General features: G+C 45.8%; 21 protein-coding genes. All 21 read right to left on the bottom strand.

The window, feature by feature from the left end; translation table 11 throughout:
- Nucleotides 1-76: 76 nt before the first annotated feature.
- A complete protein-coding gene (locus S1OALGB6SA_RS10800; RefSeq protein ID WP_306766991.1) occupies nucleotides 77-520 on the bottom strand; it encodes a 5-methylcytosine restriction system specificity protein McrC in 444 nt (147 codons plus the stop codon).
- Nucleotides 474-1157: a 5-methylcytosine restriction system specificity protein McrC gene (locus S1OALGB6SA_RS10925; RefSeq protein ID WP_371686048.1), complete on the bottom strand. Its 684-nt coding sequence runs from the start codon at nucleotides 1155-1157 to the stop codon at nucleotides 474-476. The genes S1OALGB6SA_RS10800 and S1OALGB6SA_RS10925 overlap by 47 nt, the downstream gene beginning before the upstream one ends.
- A 70-nt stretch (nucleotides 1158-1227) precedes the next feature.
- Complete coding sequence (locus S1OALGB6SA_RS10665) at nucleotides 1228-1551, bottom strand: hypothetical protein (RefSeq protein ID WP_230204472.1); 324 nt, start codon at nucleotides 1549-1551, stop codon at nucleotides 1228-1230.
- A 1-nt stretch (nucleotide 1552) separates the two neighbouring features.
- Nucleotides 1553-1792 (bottom strand): hypothetical protein, encoded by a 240-nt coding sequence (locus S1OALGB6SA_RS10245; protein ID WP_195910335.1) that lies wholly within the window; start codon nucleotides 1790-1792, stop codon nucleotides 1553-1555.
- Nucleotides 1793-1870: 78 nt separating this feature from the next.
- A complete protein-coding gene (locus S1OALGB6SA_RS10920; RefSeq protein WP_371686046.1) occupies nucleotides 1871-2080 on the bottom strand; it encodes a hypothetical protein in 210 nt (69 codons plus the stop codon).
- The gene (locus tag S1OALGB6SA_RS10240; RefSeq protein ID WP_195910334.1) at nucleotides 2080-2835 is read right to left on the bottom strand and encodes a 5-methylcytosine-specific restriction endonuclease subunit McrB; all 756 of its coding nucleotides are present in this window, start codon (nucleotides 2833-2835) and stop codon (nucleotides 2080-2082) included. The genes S1OALGB6SA_RS10920 and S1OALGB6SA_RS10240 overlap by 1 nt, the downstream gene beginning before the upstream one ends.
- Nucleotides 2745-3476 carry a winged helix-turn-helix domain-containing protein gene (locus S1OALGB6SA_RS06480; protein ID WP_195910333.1) on the bottom strand — a complete coding sequence of 244 codons (732 nt, stop codon included), beginning with the start codon at nucleotides 3474-3476 and terminating at the stop codon, nucleotides 2745-2747. Before S1OALGB6SA_RS06480 ends, S1OALGB6SA_RS10240 begins: the two co-directional genes overlap by 91 nt.
- Before the next feature lie 46 nt (nucleotides 3477-3522).
- Entirely contained in the window at nucleotides 3523-4248 is a 726-nt protein-coding gene (locus S1OALGB6SA_RS06475; protein ID WP_124032922.1) for a M48 family metallopeptidase, read from the bottom strand.
- Entirely contained in the window at nucleotides 4248-7451 is a 3204-nt protein-coding gene (locus S1OALGB6SA_RS06470) for a type I restriction endonuclease subunit R (RefSeq protein ID WP_230204471.1), read from the bottom strand. The genes S1OALGB6SA_RS06475 and S1OALGB6SA_RS06470 overlap by 1 nt, the downstream gene beginning before the upstream one ends.
- Nucleotides 7441-8931 carry a hypothetical protein gene (locus tag S1OALGB6SA_RS06465; RefSeq protein ID WP_371686047.1) on the bottom strand — a complete coding sequence of 497 codons (1491 nt, stop codon included), beginning with the start codon at nucleotides 8929-8931 and terminating at the stop codon, nucleotides 7441-7443. Before S1OALGB6SA_RS06465 ends, S1OALGB6SA_RS06470 begins: the two co-directional genes overlap by 11 nt.
- Nucleotides 8932-8975: 44 nt before the next feature.
- Entirely contained in the window at nucleotides 8976-9494 is a 519-nt protein-coding gene (locus S1OALGB6SA_RS10660; RefSeq protein WP_230204469.1) for a hypothetical protein, read from the bottom strand.
- Entirely contained in the window at nucleotides 9494-10045 is a 552-nt protein-coding gene (locus tag S1OALGB6SA_RS06460; RefSeq protein ID WP_124032921.1) for a TIR domain-containing protein, read from the bottom strand. The genes S1OALGB6SA_RS10660 and S1OALGB6SA_RS06460 overlap by 1 nt, the downstream gene beginning before the upstream one ends.
- Before the next feature lie 2 nt (nucleotides 10046-10047).
- The gene (locus tag S1OALGB6SA_RS06455; RefSeq protein WP_230204468.1) at nucleotides 10048-10476 is read right to left on the bottom strand and encodes a TIR domain-containing protein; all 429 of its coding nucleotides are present in this window, start codon (nucleotides 10474-10476) and stop codon (nucleotides 10048-10050) included.
- A gap of 51 nt (nucleotides 10477-10527) precedes the next feature.
- The gene (locus tag S1OALGB6SA_RS10655) at nucleotides 10528-10668 is read right to left on the bottom strand and encodes a TIR domain-containing protein (protein ID WP_230204467.1); all 141 of its coding nucleotides are present in this window, start codon (nucleotides 10666-10668) and stop codon (nucleotides 10528-10530) included.
- Nucleotides 10668-11189 (bottom strand): toll/interleukin-1 receptor domain-containing protein, encoded by a 522-nt coding sequence (locus tag S1OALGB6SA_RS06450; RefSeq protein WP_124032920.1) that lies wholly within the window; start codon nucleotides 11187-11189, stop codon nucleotides 10668-10670. Before S1OALGB6SA_RS06450 ends, S1OALGB6SA_RS10655 begins: the two co-directional genes overlap by 1 nt.
- 11 nt (nucleotides 11190-11200) lie before the next feature.
- On the bottom strand, nucleotides 11201-11434 hold the full coding sequence (locus S1OALGB6SA_RS06445) for a DUF2188 domain-containing protein (protein WP_124032919.1): 234 nt from the start codon (nucleotides 11432-11434) through the stop codon (nucleotides 11201-11203).
- A gap of 2 nt (nucleotides 11435-11436) precedes the next feature.
- Complete coding sequence (locus S1OALGB6SA_RS06440; RefSeq protein WP_124032918.1) at nucleotides 11437-12603, bottom strand: restriction endonuclease subunit S; 1167 nt, start codon at nucleotides 12601-12603, stop codon at nucleotides 11437-11439.
- A 70-nt stretch (nucleotides 12604-12673) separates the two neighbouring features.
- Nucleotides 12674-13507 carry a KilA-N domain-containing protein gene (locus tag S1OALGB6SA_RS06435; protein WP_124032917.1) on the bottom strand — a complete coding sequence of 278 codons (834 nt, stop codon included), beginning with the start codon at nucleotides 13505-13507 and terminating at the stop codon, nucleotides 12674-12676.
- Nucleotides 13508-13579: 72 nt separating this feature from the next.
- Nucleotides 13580-14017, bottom strand: a complete 438-nt coding sequence (locus S1OALGB6SA_RS06430; protein ID WP_124032924.1) for a four helix bundle protein — start codon at nucleotides 14015-14017, stop codon at nucleotides 13580-13582.
- Nucleotides 14018-14020: 3 nt separating this feature from the next.
- Nucleotides 14021-15628, bottom strand: a complete 1608-nt coding sequence (locus tag S1OALGB6SA_RS06425; protein ID WP_124032916.1) for a type I restriction-modification system subunit M — start codon at nucleotides 15626-15628, stop codon at nucleotides 14021-14023.
- A gap of 3 nt (nucleotides 15629-15631) precedes the next feature.
- Nucleotides 15632-15812, bottom strand: a 181-nt coding sequence (locus tag S1OALGB6SA_RS10235; RefSeq protein ID WP_230204466.1) for a restriction endonuclease subunit S domain-containing protein, incomplete at its 5' end; no start/stop codon positions are given.

Raw genomic sequence — 15812 nt, 5'->3', positions numbered from 1 at the left:
TGAAACTCAACCAGACTTCCCAGCGCATCACCGGCAAGCTGGCCAAGCAGGCATCTTTGGGCTTTTGAATTCTTATCTATGCCCATGCAGCGATCTTCTCCTTAATCAGTATTTTCGAATGGATAGTATCAATGAACATACGACACTGTTCGCTCATGAGCCTGTTAAAATCAAGAGATGTATTGTCAGGGATTTTCAGGAAAAGGACATGAAAAGGAATTTCTTGCTCTTGCTGGCGAATAACATCCGAAATTAGCCTCTGCGTTTTATCCAGATTGAGTGCAGCCCATCTCTCTTCTGATATCGGGTAAACAAAACCACATCCCTTTATCGAGGCCCCATTTCCATACTGCCCTATGTATGTGTGCAGCTGGAAAAGGTGTTCGCGCTTGACGCCGAATTGTGGATCAAAGGCTTTATACTTCACATCAAAGACGTACAGGCCGCCATCACTCTCAAAAACAAGGTTCGGTTCAAGTTTGCGCATATAGCTGCCTTTGAGCACCGGCCGGTATTTCATAGCGTTGCTCGAACTTGCTAAGCAGCCGAACCCCATCACGTTTGATGAGTTTCCGGATGAAATATTCAAAAAGCATCGATATATCGAAAAAGAAGGCGCTCGAATCATGCCGGGAGTTAAAACCAGAACCTTGCTGGCTGATGACTTGCTTCGACAGATCTATCAGCACGTTATAGTCGTTGTAGAACGGATTGGTGAAATACGGCGTTCTCAAGATTTCCTGACGGAATCTTTTCACACCCTGATTAGCGGTAAGAAAGGAATTGTAGACATTCCTTGTACGCTGGCAGAAGGAGTAATGCTCAACCGCCTCATAGGCTTTGATGAAAAGCGAGGTTGCGGGACTGTCGTAGCTGTGCTCTCGATAGGAGCATAAATATTTACCAGAGGTATTGTTCCGGAAGTAGTCAACCGCATTGATTGTTCCGCGAACGCGGGATATCCGATCATTCTTTGTAATGTAGGTTTTGGGAAGCCCCAGCCGGTAAGCCCTCTTGAACTTGATATTCCAAAGATATGCAAGGAGCCACTCATATCCATCGGCGTGACTTTCGCCACCAATGTTTTCCAGCTCGAGAAACCCGTCGGCATCGGCAATGATGTACTGAAGGAAAGCATCACCAAACCGGGAACTGATCTTCAGGGAATAATCGCCACGTTTGACAAACCCAATCAGATTGCTTGTGTTGAGAGTGAAATTTCTGGCATCAGTACCAGTTACACCAATAAATCCACCGTCGGTATTGTGTTCGTAATCTTACATCATTGAAGAGGATGAGGGCATCGGCAATGCTGTCATTCAGCGTTTTTTCTACATCACGGGAAACCGAATTCAAAAAATGCCAGATTTCATTTTCAAAATGCTCAGGTCTTGTCCGACGTCCCGGAGCTTCATCAAATACAACGGTTCCCGAGGGAAGCCTGCCGTTCTTTACAATTGAGCCATCAAAAACGTAGCTTTGGTTGTTCAATAGACCAATGAAGTCCTCTTCATCTTCTTTGTGCCCCTTGATGAAATGATAAAGACGCATCCTACCTGACTCCAAAAGCCTTTTCGAAGGTTCCGGCTTGTTCCTGTGATCCGATGAGCTCAGCCTCCTTGCCGGTACCGCGTAGGTATTCCTGCAGCAAAGGCCGGATGCAATCATCCCAAACCCGCTCTCTTACTTCCGCGACTGTAAGGCTGGTGGCATACTTCAAGTTCATCAAATAGGCATGACCGATTTGATAATCATGGCCCAGCAAAGGTTCCTTGGCTATCTGGCTGTTCAAGATTGTCTGCCAGAGGAACCCAGGTTTTGCAGAACTGATTCAGATAGTATCTCAAATAGCCCTGTATCCGGCGTTACCTCATTCCCAGCGAAATCTTCGCCGGAGAGCAAAGTCAAAACTTTCCACACTCCGGTCAATGGTGTTCATCGTTCCGATCAGATAGATGTTTGTTGGAATAAAGAACAGGTACCCCTGATCGGTCTGACGCATGCCGGTATGTTCGTTATTTAGATTAGCATACTGGGTTTTGACGCTGCCTTGGACGCCACGATATTCCAGGCAATACATCAGCTCACCAAAAACCCGAGACAACTCGGCCCGTTCACTTCATCGATTATAAAGAAGAATGGTGGCACAGCATCAGATACCAGCTTGGACGAGTCAGATATTTCGAAGATGTACTGCCAGTGATCACCTGATAATTTTTCTCTATGGAGACGGAGCTCATCGATCGTGATTGATTCCCAGTCCCGATCGAGACCAAGACCGCAAACATCAATTTCCCACTTACCGGCGTTTCGGCAAAATTCTTTGAAAACACCATTCTGCAATGTCAGCTGCGCGGTTCCATTACCATCCAGAACAGGGCGTAAGCCTTCCATGAAGTCTTCATAACTGAAAGAAGGATGAAATTGAACCAGCTCAATCTGGCTTGAGTGTGTGAGACTACTATTCGAAGCAAACTCCTCTTTCCAGATATCAAACAGCAGCGAGGTTTGCTGACGAGCTTGGTATGTTTTCCCGGTTCCGGGAGCACCGTATTTAACGATCTGCTTTTTCAGGCTAAATGGATTGGACAGATTCTCATAGAGCACCCAGACAAACTGGCTCAGATAAAACTCATCCGTTTTATTGTCCCGAAGCTCATCGCTAAACTCATCTTCGATGATTTTCAGCAGGAAAATGTTTTTTGAAAACCAATCCTGATCCTCTTCTGCCGGATATGCAGGGATTATTCCTTCACGTATAAGCCAACTGAATACCTGATTAAACTTACCTGAATCAACAGTTGTGGAAACTTCGAGCGTGCAGGCTGCCGCCACACGATTGACAAGAACTGGATTGTTAGACTTGCCTTAACTGGAACAGCAGCTTCTTCCGGATCTCTCGATTGTGCTTGGAAATTTGATATGGGAGGCCGGTTCCCATCCATTTGACGAGGCTGTAATGCCCGGGTGATGTACGTACAAACCGGCCGGGCACACCACTGGCTTTTGCCCGTTTGATTTCCGTAACCAACTTGAGCATTCATTGTTGCTTCGGGAGTCTTGCCTGAGGTATTCAACCATCCCTGCTTCATGGCTTTATCAGTAATATCCCGGGAATGCATGGAGTCCCGGTTGCCAAACTGATCCAGCACCTTTTCAGCGGCATCCAGGAAGGAATACGTTGCTTTCGAGCTGTCCGGAGGACTCTCGCTCCTGGGTTCTGGTTCCCTGGCATCGTAAACAGCAACAGGCTGTACATTCCGAAGGGAGAACGTCCGAGGCGCAACCTGCACAAAGATCGACTGGTCCCCATGTTTTTTGATGTCCGAATACAGGCGGGCACTGACAGTGGCCTCCGGCGTTTTGCCATCGGTAGACCACAAGCCAGCTTCAATAATCTGCTCGGTGATCTCTTTGGCATGGAGGGGCTTTCCAGCTTCCTTCAAAATTTGTTTGATTGCGTCTTGAATGCTCATAGAGTTGCTCCCCATTCTATATGTATTAAAATATTCCTTTTCATGATCACACCATACTGAGTTCGAGTTTGTGTTTTATCTTTTCCCAGCCCGGGATGACTGAGTCGAGGAGCTTATAAAACTCTGGGCTATGATCATGATATTTCAGGTGACACAGCTCATGCGTAACAACATAGTCAATACATTCTTTAGGCGCTCTGATCAGGTCTGTATTGAGGGTTACTGTGCCCTTGTCTGAAAGACTGCCCCATCTTTTTTGCATTCGCTTGATGGAGAGTTTTGACTGGTCAATACCGAGACCATTGAATTTCTGCCAGCAGCGATCCATGCTTTCTGCAAATTGAAGTTGTGCCTTTTCCGAATACCATTGGTTCAATAGCTTCTTGGCTGCATTTGGAGTCGGTTCGTTCCGGCAAGTGATATGAAAAAAGCCACGAGACAATTTCACTGAGTTTTCCGTGCCTTCAGTTAATTTCAAGCGATATTGCTTTCCAAGGTACAAGTGGGTCTCGCCGTTCACGTAACAGCGATCAGGAGTCTTTGGATTAAACTGCTTGAAATAATTCAACTGCCTGAGAATCCAGCGAGCCCGCTTTATTATTTTCTTTTCTATCAATGTGAAATCGGACTGCACGGGTGCTTTAACGATAACCGTGCTGTCAGGATGCACAGCAATTTCCATCGTTTTTCTGTCACAGTACAACAGACTGAAATCGATGGTCTTCCGCCCGTAAACAGCCGAGTGTTTGTTGTTATGGATTAATGCCTCCATTATTTATAGCTCCTGTGCTTTGCTACCTGCAGGACCTTTTCGATGATGTCATCCATCTGATCAAGCGACAGTTCGATCCCTCTTTCCCTCTTGAGCTCATCATAGAGGTAATCTTCAATCTCATTAACCGCCTGTTTCTGAGCGTCCTCATCATCCCAGAAGTGAACCTTCTTGTGTTTTTCCAATATGCCATGAATAGCAATTCCCGTATCAGCCGCAGCTGATTCAAGGTCTTCTTCACTTAATTCGTGTTTTTCAAGTAAAGGCTTAAGCACCCCGAAATAGGCCATGGCATTTTCATTCCCGGAAAGCTTATCCGGTATATCATCATGCACCTTGCCAACAACCTTGTTGCGGATATCGACGACTTTGTTCAGATAATCCAGATCGGATATCCTCTTAGCCCTGAAATCTTCAATGGCCTGCTGGATCAGTTTTGAGAACTTCTCGTAAAACGCAGGGTCTTCATCCATCTTTTCGGTGATGACTTTCTTCGTGGCGTGTGCAATCGTATCAGCCTTTGAAGCCGTTGTTTTTTTGGTCTGGTAGACGCCTTGTTCCTCTTTGACCTGATTGAACATTTTGTCGTCAAAGATATTGACCGGCTCATTCAGCTGAACAACTTCATTAGCCTGAATATGTGTATCCAGCAGTTTTTTGATTTTGAGCTCATAATCCCGGTAATCAATTGCCTCTGCATACCGGAGCTTGACAGACGCCTTGAGTGACTGGAATTTCCGAAGGTCTGCCTTGTATCTGGACAAAGTTTTTTCATCGGTTTCGGTCAGAAACTTCTCGGAGGAGAGTGCGATACCAAGGGTTTTTCCGAACTCCGAAAGACGGCCGTAAAACTCTTCTCTGAGCTCATCGTCGGCAAGCAGCACTTCATAAGCTTCTTCATCGTAGGAATGCTTAACCGTTTTGAATAGATCCCAAAGATCGGAATACCGGGAGGGTAGTTTTTCGATCTCGCTGTTAATGGATGTCAGCGTTCCGACCAGATCGGATTCATCGAATCCTTCAAATGCGCTGTACATGGTAAGGGCTTTGTCCAGCTCACCGAGGACGCTTGCATAGTCGACAATAAATCCGAACTCCTTACCCTCATGAAGCCGGTTGACCCGGGCAATTGCCTGAAGCAGCGTGTGCTCCCTTAACACCCTGCACAGATAGAGGACCGCGTTTCGCGGAGCGTCAAAACCCGTTAGCAGCTTATCAACGACAATAAGGATTTCAGGTTCGCTACCGTGTTTAAACTGGTTGATGAGCTGTTTGGTGTATTCTTCTTCACTGCCATAGCGCTTCATCATTTTTTGCCAGAATTTTACGACCTCATCCGTTGTTTCATCATTGGTCTCTTCATAGCCTTCGCGCATATCCGGTGGCGAGATAACAACCTCGGAACTGACAATACCAATCTCATTCAGATACGCATTGTACTTGAGCGCAGATGCTTTATTCGGGGCCACCAGCTGGGCCTTGAATCCCGTTCCCTGCCAGTTGGAACGGAAGTGCTCGCTGATGTCAAAAGCTCTCATGTAGATGACCTGATCGGCTTTGTTCAGCATTTCCGCTCGTGCATATTTCCGTTTCAGGTCCGCCTGCTGCTCCTTGGTCAACCCCTGTGTGTGACGCTCAAACCACAGATCAACAGCGGTCTGGTTCTGTGTCATCTCCACATGCCGCCCCTCATACAGAAGCGGAACCACCGTGCCATCTTCAACGGCCTGTGTGATGGAATAATGGGGCTCCACCAGTTCACCGAATTTGGTAAAGTTGTTCTTTTCCTTCTTCAAAAGCGGCGTGCCGGTAAATCCCAAATAACAGGCATGGGGAAACATCTGTCTCATCCGGGCGGAAAAGGAGCCGAACTGAGTACGGTGACTCTCATCCACCAGAATGAAAATATCGGGCGATTCATCCTGATATTTCTTTACCGCGTAAGCTTTGTCGTACTTATGAATGAGGGTTGTGATAATTCCTGACTTCTTTTCAGCAACCAATTCCAACAGGTTTCTGCCTGATGTTGCCCGGTTTGCTTCAAGGCCGCAGGCGGCAAAGGTGTTCCCAAGCTGCTTGTCGAGGTCGTCACGGTCTGTCACAAGAACAATTCGCGGATTCAAAATTTCGGGATCTAAGGCCAGGTTACGGGCCAGCATCACCATGGTCAGTGACTTTCCCGATCCCTGGGTGTGCCAGATAACACCGCCTTTACGTGAATTGGTGCTATCGAAATGCTTAACCCGGTTCAAGGTAGACTTGATGACGAAATACTGCTGATAGCGGGCAACCTTTTTGATCCCCCCGTCAAACACAGTAAACTTCCACGCCAATTCCAAGAGCCTTTCCGGACGGCAAAGGGAGAACAGAGATTTATCCTGTTCGGTCACCAGTCTGTTACCGGTAAAAGTTTCCGGCTTAACATCAAAGGTAGAAGAAATTCTGGCGATAACATCCTCGGCAAGTGGTTGGTTGACTACTGCTGCCAGTTTTTCAAATTCTCGCTCGCCGTTATCCATCTGAGGCTCTTTCCATACCCCCCAGAATTTTGCAGCGGTTCCCGTTGTTGAGTACATAGCGCTGTTTTTATTCAGTGCCAATACCATTTGGCTGTAGATGAAGAGTTTCGGGATATAGTCATCATTCTGATTTCTGATCGACTGCGAAACAGCCTGTTCCACTTCAATCTGCGGCGTTTTGCACTCAATCACGCAAAACGGAATACCATTAACGAAGAGAACTATATCCGGACGGGCGGTCTCTGTACTTCTGGAACGTTCAACACTGTATTCGACCGTCACATGAAACTTGTTGCGACCGGGATTACGCCAGTCGACATAGTTCATGTTGAAGCTTTTTGAGTCGCCCTCAATGGTCTGCTCCATGGCCGTCCCAAGCGTAATCAGATCGTAAATAGCCTCGTTGGTCTTCAGCAGGCCGTCGTATTTGATGTTTTTCAGCTTCTGGATAGCCGACTGCACATTCTCTTCGCTAAAGAGATACTCACTGCCTTTGTATCGAATGCGGTTTATCTCTTTGAGCTGGTTGCGCAGAATACTTTCCAACAAAACATTGGATGTTCGATCCTGTCTTTCTCGGAGTGTTTCGGCCGGTGTCAAAAATTCAAATCCCAAGCCAATCAAAAGCTGCAAAACCGGGATTTGAGAAAGATGCTTTTCATTTATCTGAAAGTTACTCATCATGCCCCTCCGTTTTTGTACTCACACTGGCAGAAGCTAATGCTTTTAGTCCTTTTAAAACAAGATGCACGCACTCATCTACAAAAGGGGATTCTATTAATCGCTGATAATCGTCTGAACTAAGGCCGGAAGAACGTGCCAAATCATCCACTGATATGCCTTCTAAAACGGTCTTGATCTTCGTGTAGTCAGCATTCTGACTTCCTTGTTTGGCTTTTTCCTGAAGCTCAAAATACCCACCGTTATTTGTAATCTGCCAGTGTTCGGTTATCGGTTCAGCAATAGCCTTATCTAAGATTGTTTTACAAACCTCGGCAACAACACCACCGAAAGCGCCGAGCAAAAAGATTGGTTTATTTTTTTCTATTGAAATTATTATCTCTTCAAGAACACCCGGCATTTTTCCGTGATAGCCCGCAAGTTCACCCCCAGCGCATATTCGTGCATGAGACAACTCAATGGATTTCTCTCGCATCCGTGTAAGGCAACGGGACCAGATATATTTGTTATCTGTTCCACTTGGAGCAATGAAGACACTCTTATCGATGCCTTTTGCAATATCATCTGGAATATCATGCTCAACAGTTTTTACGATCCCACTATACTTAGCTCTCCAAGCAACAATTTCTGGATCTGATACATGCAGAGGCCAAGCCAGATGATTCTCAACATGAATGCTATCGGTATTGAGACGAGTCTTTAGTGCTATCGCCTCATCAAGTATAAAATGTGTGAATCCATCTTTGCGAAGGTCTCCGCCATAGATAACTGTTCCCGCTCTCGCAAGAAGGTGGCGTGCCAGATCTTGGGATAGTCTCTTCAGATGATCGGCATGTAGGTGGCAATCTGAATAATTACCGACAGGATTATCAGAGATGGAAATACCTATTCTGCAACAACCCAAAGCCCCATCTTCAGCCTTGTTCCACAAGGGCGTAAACGCATCCACTTCAAAATGAGAAAGCCAGTCTGCTTCCTCGGAGTAGAGCGAAGGTTCAGGGTAACAAATTTTTTGTTTCCCACTTTTTTTTAAGTCGATTACCTGACGGATTTCGGGTGGCCGTGAAATGATGGCACAGTCATTATCGATCCAATTCTGGCTTTGATAATATTCGAGTGATTTTTGAGCATGTAGGTGGCGTATCGTTTCAAGAATGGTTGCAATTAAGATACGCAATATATCAGACTCGCTAATCGGAGTGTCCGGCGAAACATGCACACAGGGGACATTAGATCCTGCGGGGAAAACTCTGTCTTCAAAATCTTGAAGACAATCAACCGCGATGATTGGCCGCTGATGTTGTTTAGCGCAAAGGATTTCTCTCTGACACCAATATCTTGAGGAATAGGCGTCACTTCCTATCGCTACCAATGTGGATTCTTTTATGTGCTTAATAATTTCTTCATCAAATTTGAAGCCCGGCGATATTTCGGTCGCATCAAAAAATCGCGACATATTGGTACTATCGATGAATTTATAGATTGATTCAGCGTGGAGGCGGCCAGTATCTCCAGCTTTTGCATGGCTTAAAAAAATCTTAATTGATGAACACTTGCCATGATCATTTTACTAATTTCGACAAAACCGTGTCTGTATATTTCATGAGCCATGGCCAGTATAGCCCGCTGCTCTTTTAAATCTCCCTGCCATTCGTAAAACCTCAGGAAATTTAGATTTTTGAGACTGCCTTCACCGCCATGATCCAATCCATTTCTATCAATGGCTATTGGAACCGCCAGAAAGGTGTCCGATAGTGACAGTTGATCAATGTATGATTTCCATGAGTCCCGCCCTAATGTATTTACGCTTGCGAACACGAATACAATATCTTTTGCAGCCTGCTGTGCAGGTGAGTGTGGCGGAAACTGATTCGGGCTTTCTGAGCTATAGAAAAATAGCGGTATGTTTAAGCCACGAGAAAACGGCCGGTCTACATCACGCGCAAAGCTGGACCTGACAGCATCAAGGATCGTAGCTACAGGCTCATCATCTGCCGGGTTCCAAATAAAATGTATGGCTAAGGGTGGTTTGTATTCTGTTGTCATCAATGTGTCACCCCGCAAATTTTACACACGCCATTGTACTTCATCATATCCTGAGAGTTCTGGATCCGATGCGCCCGAGAAGTTCGGGCCTGATATGCATCTTCAATCCAAATAGACAGTTCCTCTTTTGAATACGGATAAGGCCTGTACCGCGCATAACAATTAGACTCGCCTTTGGCCCAGTTCGCTTTAATACGTGGGGGCAGATGCGCTGAGTTTCCTTGGCTTGGCAGAAGGATGCCAATCAATCCATTGGGGGTGTATTGTCCCTGACGCAAAGAACTCTTAATCTCCCAGTCAACGTATCGTCGACTATGTGTGCAGCTTCCTATCAAAACAATCGTTACGGTACTGTCACCAAGGTATTCTTCCCTTATGCGCTGCATGACATAGTCGGTGTTCGTGCTGTTTATAAATTCATCATTATCGTTGGCACCCAACACCTTAGGGATGAAAACGGATGAGTAATCCTTTATAAAAGCATCAACCTCGTTCCGGTCCCCTTTATAATGTGAAATAAAAACCTTCCTTTTATTTGTACTTGATATCATTGTTAATCCCTCCAATGTGTTTGAGCTTCGGTTCTATTATTTGAAAAACTGTCCCGACGGTTTGTCGGCAGACATGTTTTACGTCGCTGAAATGCATCATGAATCCATTGGTGCAAATCATCTGGAGAGGTCGGCCAGGCATATATTTTGGCGAATCCGCATTCAATGCTGTCATTCAACCGTGGAGAAATTGTATATGGATTATAGACGCTGCCATTTTCCGTATACTTCAAAACTGACGAATTCATCCCGTATGGTAGCTGTGCCGAATAGGTCGGCAGCAGTAAACCCAATAATCCAGTTCTTGAATTATTCTTCGTGTTACGAATACTCGAAGCTATTTCCCAGTCCACATGCTTTCTGCGCCATGTTCCCTGTCCGACAAGCACAAGTGTAACGGTGGCATCAGAAATGAAATCATCACGAATCAACTGGCGGATAAAATCTGTGGGAAAATATGGGTTAATATCGCCATCCCCGACTTACCTTGAAACAAACCCGTCGAACTGCTCACCCCATTGAGTCTCAAGATGCTTTTTGTAGTAATCATCTGCATGATGAAAACTGATAAACGTCTTGTGTTTGGGGGTTACATTGGTGTTGTAAAAATTGTAAAAGCTCATCAATAACTCCTCTGACCCAGTGATTTCATTACAGTAGATTCAAAGTTCCGGGCATTATTAACCGAGGCCGATCTTTGAGAGAAGTTCTCAAGCCCAATGCTTTTTTCCAGCAGCAGAGACTGTCTTTTGTACTCTCTTGCAAAAACATCTATATCGCCATCAGAGCGCAGCCGAGGGCACTCAAGAAGGTATTCCGGCAATGTCTCTTGCAAGCTATAAGAGGAACGATCCGGTAGAGGTGTAAAGCTTGATATAACCCGGGGCATTTCTCGTGCAGCGCCAATTTCAAATGGCACCCACCATGATCCCTTTGTGTTTTCTGTGACAACAGCAAGCAATGTGTCGCATTTGCGCAGTCTGTCGACCAGTAATGGAGTGAGGCTTGATTTACCACGGTTATTTCCAAGCTCCTTATCCATATCATCGATATAACAGGTGATATCGTGGATACGGTTAAGCCGCCGAAACACCTTTTTGGCTAATTCATCATCTCTGGTTGTATGCGATATAAATATTGGCATTGAATCACTCCTTACTTTTTATCCTTGGGCGGGCACGGGTCGTTTCCGTAGCTGTTGCCAGCACGGATCTTTCCGTCCACGCCATGAATTTTAGTGTCCGACTTCTGGTTTCTGGCGATGTTCTCTGCCTTATCAATGGCCTGCGCCTGTGTGCGGGTAGCTTTGGTCGCCTTGCTGTTACCTTCGCCTTTAACCGCCCAGCCATCGGGATGTTTTACAACGTGCTGATTTTTACCTTTTGCCATGATTACGCCTCCATGTATTGGTTAACGATTTCCGGTTTTACCCGCCATTCGCCTGTGAGCATCTTCTGCATCAGGCCGCGCTTCTGGGTTTTGTATTTATCTGCGAGCTGTTTCAGTAGATCGATTTCGTCTTGAGCTGTATTCAGAGCAGACTGAATTTTCTTCTGTTGGTCTTGGTCAGGAAGAAAGAGTTTGATTCCGAAAAAATCAGACTTCGTGATATTCAATAGTCCGTGACTTCTCGCCCCCTCTTGACAGACTGCACGCAATTCGCGGTTTGTCGCACCAGACTCGAAGAGGTGAAGAAGAAAATCAGATTCACAGGGGGCATTTGATTTTAAAGCGAAACAGAGATATAAGGTCGATAAAACGCCTTTTTCATATCTGTCCAAACGCTTTGTTGCACCATAGGGGTATCCCTTGGCGGAACTTCGGTTGTAAGCAAATTCACCCTTTTTCAGAAGGTAGTAACCTGTCACATTTTTGGACGATACACTTTTGTTGTAATACTCAAGCTGACTGACTAATCCGTTCTGAGCAGAAGAAGTCAGTACATTCGTATTGTTTTCGCCATTCTTGCGAGAAACCAGGCTGCAAAGGTCACTAAGGTTGTAACCTGTCCAAGTATGGTTACTACGGCCCTGATGAATCAGGTCGTTTAGCAACCGCTTAAAGCGCGTTTCCTTCACCAGAATCAGCCGTTCGGTTTTCTCGATAGCCTCATCCCAAGTGGACAGCAGATCAGCAATGGCTTTTTGTTCGGGGAGTGGAGTTTTGGGAACTCTCAAGTTTAAGACGTCAGTCCTTGAAATCCCTGGAATTGGCCCTGCTGCACTTGAATTAAACTTCTTCTCGTTTAGTTCTAATAAATACTGCGCAAAGAAGGGATTGATACCTTTGCACCTTATAGCCATCAATTGTCTTGAAATACAGTATGTTGCATCTGAAATTGCGATACTCCCTGTTCCGGAACCTTTTACGGTTATTAGGATATCGCCTTTATCGCAACAAACCTTTGGAAACTCGGTGTATTTAGTAGCAACAGGCTTTTTGCCAATAAAGTCAGCAGGGCCAGTTAAATAGGGAACTCCATTCTCCAGAGTGTTAGTGTTTGCCGCTTCAATATGCTGACCAGAAAGAAGCTCTATTTTCGTTCCAAGTCTACTCATCGCTGAATCTCCTTGAGCCGTTTATCAGTTTTCAATTTCCATTTTTCACTGATCATTGATTTATCCGTGTTCATTTGTGGCTACCTCCCAGTTGTTTTATTGCTGAGCTGCCAAGAATGCTGGTTATCTGTTCTATGGCCATTTTGTTGAGAATGACAAGTCGCTGTTTCTGTGGAATTTCCTGTTTAATCAACTCTGCATTCATGCTTTCAAGATTGGAGAGGACTATCAACTGTTGAATGCTTGCTTCATCACGCATATTTCCTTTGACTCCGGGATTCTGTTCTTTCCACTCTTTAGCTGTTTTGCCAAAAAGAGCCACATTAAGAACATCTGCCTCATTGGCATAGGTGTAAATTTGCTGCTTCTTTGAAACAAGATGCGGGATAAGGTTATCTCTGATTGCATCTGTGTGAATTTTATAGTTAATCTTGGATATGACTCGATTTACATTCCACTCGAGGGAAATTCGACTGTTCTCATCTGACTTTAGCCGTTGATAATCTTTTATAATGTAGAGCTTGAACTCTGCCGATACCCAGGATGCAAACTCAAAGGCGATATCTTTGTGTGCAAAAGTTCCTCCGGATCTACCTGCTTTTGAAATGATTCCAATAGCATTTGTCGCTGAAATCCACTTCTTCGGTGAAAGTGTGAAGGCGTTTGCCCCTGCTTCATGTATAAAGGAGTCGAATTCGACCCCTTTAAAATTTGGATTATTCAATTTCTCCCACAAACCGAGAAATTCTATGGTACTACTATTACGCATCCAGTTTTTGACAACATCCTTGGGTTCATCCGGATTTTTATAACGGGCAATATCTGTTAAAGAGATAAAATCATTTTCATCTCCTTTCGATAAAACAGTAATCTCTGTGCCATTGGCATTTATTTTAGCTTTCATCGCTTAATCTCCCCCAGCTTCTCGGCCATAACGCCTGCTGCGAATGATGAGTGATAAATTATGAATGATGAATTATCTAGCATTTGAATTCCTTGTTTGTGAGGTTTTGACGATAGCAGTGAGGATACGGATGATTTCGTCTGCTTCGTTGATGACTTCTGAGAGCTGAGCTTCTGAGACGATTTCAGACTCTTTGAGAAGACGCAGCCAATAGTGAGTTTCTCGTGCTTCCTTGCGTGCAATAGACATCTTCGCAATGAAGTCCGCTTTGCTTTGTCCTGCTTGTGCCTCCTCAATATTCGCTCCTATCGAGGTTCCTGAGCGCAACAACTGATTGGCCAATGTTTTTGAAACCCGATCCTTATTTTCAAGAAACTGGCAAAGCTTAACAACTCGCACGGAAAATGAAAAACTTCTATCTGTAATCTTTAACTCAGCACTCACTTGCGGCTTTGCCGAGCTCTGAGTGCTTAATGCTGAGTGTTGATTTGTTTTTAATTCATCATTCATCACTCATACCTCAGCATTCCTGTCGATCTGCTTCAGCTTGATCGACATTTGTTCCCGCACTGCTGCCAGCTCTTTTTCCAAGTCGTCAATTTCCACCTGCACCGCATCTATGTCGATCTCCTCTTCCTCCTCAAAAGTGTCCACATAGCGGGGAATGTTGAGGTTGAAGTCGTTTTCCTTGATCTCGGCGAACTCGGCCACATGGGCGTATTTTTCTTCTTCAGCCCGGGCGGCGTAGGTTGCCATGATCTTGCCGATGTGGGCTTCCGAAAGGGTGTTCATGTTTTTCCCGGAGACATACTCCCGGCTGGCATCGACAAAGAAGACGTTTTTGCAATCTTCACGAACGCCGCCTTTTTCACGGGAGCGGTCAAAGACCAGAATCGCCACCGGAATGTTGGTGGTCGGGAACAGGTTGCCCGGCAGGCCAATCACCGCATCCAGCAGATTTTCCTCGATCATTTTCTGGCGGATACGGCCTTCGGCTGCGCCCCGGAACAACACGCCATGAGGCACCACCACGGCAACCCGGCCCTGCTTTTCAAGAGCCGTCTCTATCATGTGACTGATAAAAGCCCAGTCGCCTTTGCTCTTAGGCGGGACACCGCGCCAGAATCGGTTGTACTGGTCGCTCTCGGCGCTTTCGGCACCCCATTTATCCAACGAGAACGGCGGATTAGCCACAACGCAGTTGAATTTCATCAGCCGGTCATTTTCCACCAGCAGCGGACTGTTCAGGGTGTCGCACCATTCCACCCGGGCGCTGTCAAAGCTGTGCAGAAACATATTCATCCTGCAGAGCGCCCATGTGCTGCCGTTGGATTCCTGCCCGAAGAGAGCAAAGTTGCGAGCGGCTTGTTTGTCATCGCCGGCTTGCTTTGCGACTTCTTCAGCAGCCTTGATCAACAAGCCACCTGCACCACAAGTCGGGTCACAAATACGATCGCCCGGTTTTGGGTTAACTAATTTAGCAACCAACTTCGTAACTGGGATTGGACTGAAGAATTCTCCAGCTTTCTTTCCGGAATCGGAAGCAAAGCGTTCAATCAGGTAGATATAGGTATTACCGATCACATCCTCGGACACGAGGCTGGGCTTCATGCTGAGCTGTGGCTTGTTGAAGTCTTCCAGCAACGTTTTGAGTCGTTTATTCCGATCCTTCGTCCACCCGAGATTGGCCTCGCTGTTAAAGTCGATATTGCGGAAGACCCCTTCAAGCTTGGCCTTGTTGCTCTCTTCAATATGATCGAGCACGATATTGATCAGCTCACCGATGTTGGCGGCGGACCTGCGCTCATAAAGGCTGTAATAGGTGGCGGGGAATTCATCCAGAACTGTTTCTTCACCGGTTTCGTAATTCTTTTCGGTAAGTTTCACCACCGGGAGAACAAAACGTTCACGCTCGAGCTTGCGGCGGATACGAACATCATCATCGCCATACTGCTTCTGATATTCTTCGTAGTGGTCTTGCCATACATCCGAGATGTATTTCAAAAACAGCATCACGAGGATGTAGTCTTTGTACTGCGCCGGATCAACAACGCCCCGGAAGGTGTCGCACGCCGCCCATGCCGCGTTGTTGATGTCTTTCTGATCAATCTTGCTGCTCATGACTTATTCTCCTTTTACAAACTGCATTAGTACTGTTGAAATGTATTGTTTCCGCTTGTCGGCCAGCGTGTGAAGCAGGGTTTGTTCACGAGCAGACAACGTGGCCAGATCTACGATATTTTTCTGTTTTTCCAGATTTGGCAGCGCCACCTCCAGATCTTCAATCGCCTGCTTGCTGATCATT

Source organism: Olavius algarvensis spirochete endosymbiont (assembly GCA_900608495.1).
Classification (GTDB): Bacteria; Spirochaetota; Spirochaetia; order DSM-2461; family DSM-2461; genus UBA2779.
This window is presented reverse-complemented; position numbering and strand designations above follow the sequence as displayed.

Excerpts from the sequence above, each read along its gene's own strand:
- S1OALGB6SA_RS10800 (WP_306766991.1), bottom strand. The coding sequence starts at position 520 with ATGAAATACCGGCCGGTGCTCAAAGGCAGCTATATGCGCAAACTTGAA.
- S1OALGB6SA_RS10665 (WP_230204472.1), bottom strand. The coding sequence starts at position 1,551 with ATGCGTCTTTATCATTTCATCAAGGGGCACAAAGAAGATGAAGAGGAC.
- S1OALGB6SA_RS10920 (WP_371686046.1), bottom strand. The coding sequence starts at position 2,080 with ATGTATTGCCTGGAATATCGTGGCGTCCAAGGCAGCGTCAAAACCCAG.
- S1OALGB6SA_RS06480 (WP_195910333.1), bottom strand. The coding sequence starts at position 3,476 with ATGAGCATTCAAGACGCAATCAAACAAATTTTGAAGGAAGCTGGAAAG.
- S1OALGB6SA_RS06475 (WP_124032922.1), bottom strand. The coding sequence starts at position 4,248 with ATGGAGGCATTAATCCATAACAACAAACACTCGGCTGTTTACGGGCGG.
- S1OALGB6SA_RS06470 (WP_230204471.1), bottom strand. The coding sequence starts at position 7,451 with ATGATGAGTAACTTTCAGATAAATGAAAAGCATCTTTCTCAAATCCCG.
- S1OALGB6SA_RS10660 (WP_230204469.1), bottom strand. The coding sequence starts at position 9,494 with ATGACAACAGAATACAAACCACCCTTAGCCATACATTTTATTTGGAAC.
- S1OALGB6SA_RS06460 (WP_124032921.1), bottom strand. The coding sequence starts at position 10,045 with ATGATATCAAGTACAAATAAAAGGAAGGTTTTTATTTCACATTATAAA.
- S1OALGB6SA_RS10655 (WP_230204467.1), bottom strand. The coding sequence starts at position 10,668 with ATGAGCTTTTACAATTTTTACAACACCAATGTAACCCCCAAACACAAG.
- S1OALGB6SA_RS06450 (WP_124032920.1), bottom strand. The coding sequence starts at position 11,189 with ATGCCAATATTTATATCGCATACAACCAGAGATGATGAATTAGCCAAA.
- S1OALGB6SA_RS06445 (WP_124032919.1), bottom strand. The coding sequence starts at position 11,434 with ATGGCAAAAGGTAAAAATCAGCACGTTGTAAAACATCCCGATGGCTGG.
- S1OALGB6SA_RS06440 (WP_124032918.1), bottom strand. The coding sequence starts at position 12,603 with ATGAGTAGACTTGGAACGAAAATAGAGCTTCTTTCTGGTCAGCATATT.
- S1OALGB6SA_RS06435 (WP_124032917.1), bottom strand. The coding sequence starts at position 13,507 with ATGAAAGCTAAAATAAATGCCAATGGCACAGAGATTACTGTTTTATCG.
- S1OALGB6SA_RS06430 (WP_124032924.1), bottom strand. The coding sequence starts at position 14,017 with ATGAATGATGAATTAAAAACAAATCAACACTCAGCATTAAGCACTCAG.
- S1OALGB6SA_RS06425 (WP_124032916.1), bottom strand. The coding sequence starts at position 15,628 with ATGAGCAGCAAGATTGATCAGAAAGACATCAACAACGCGGCATGGGCG.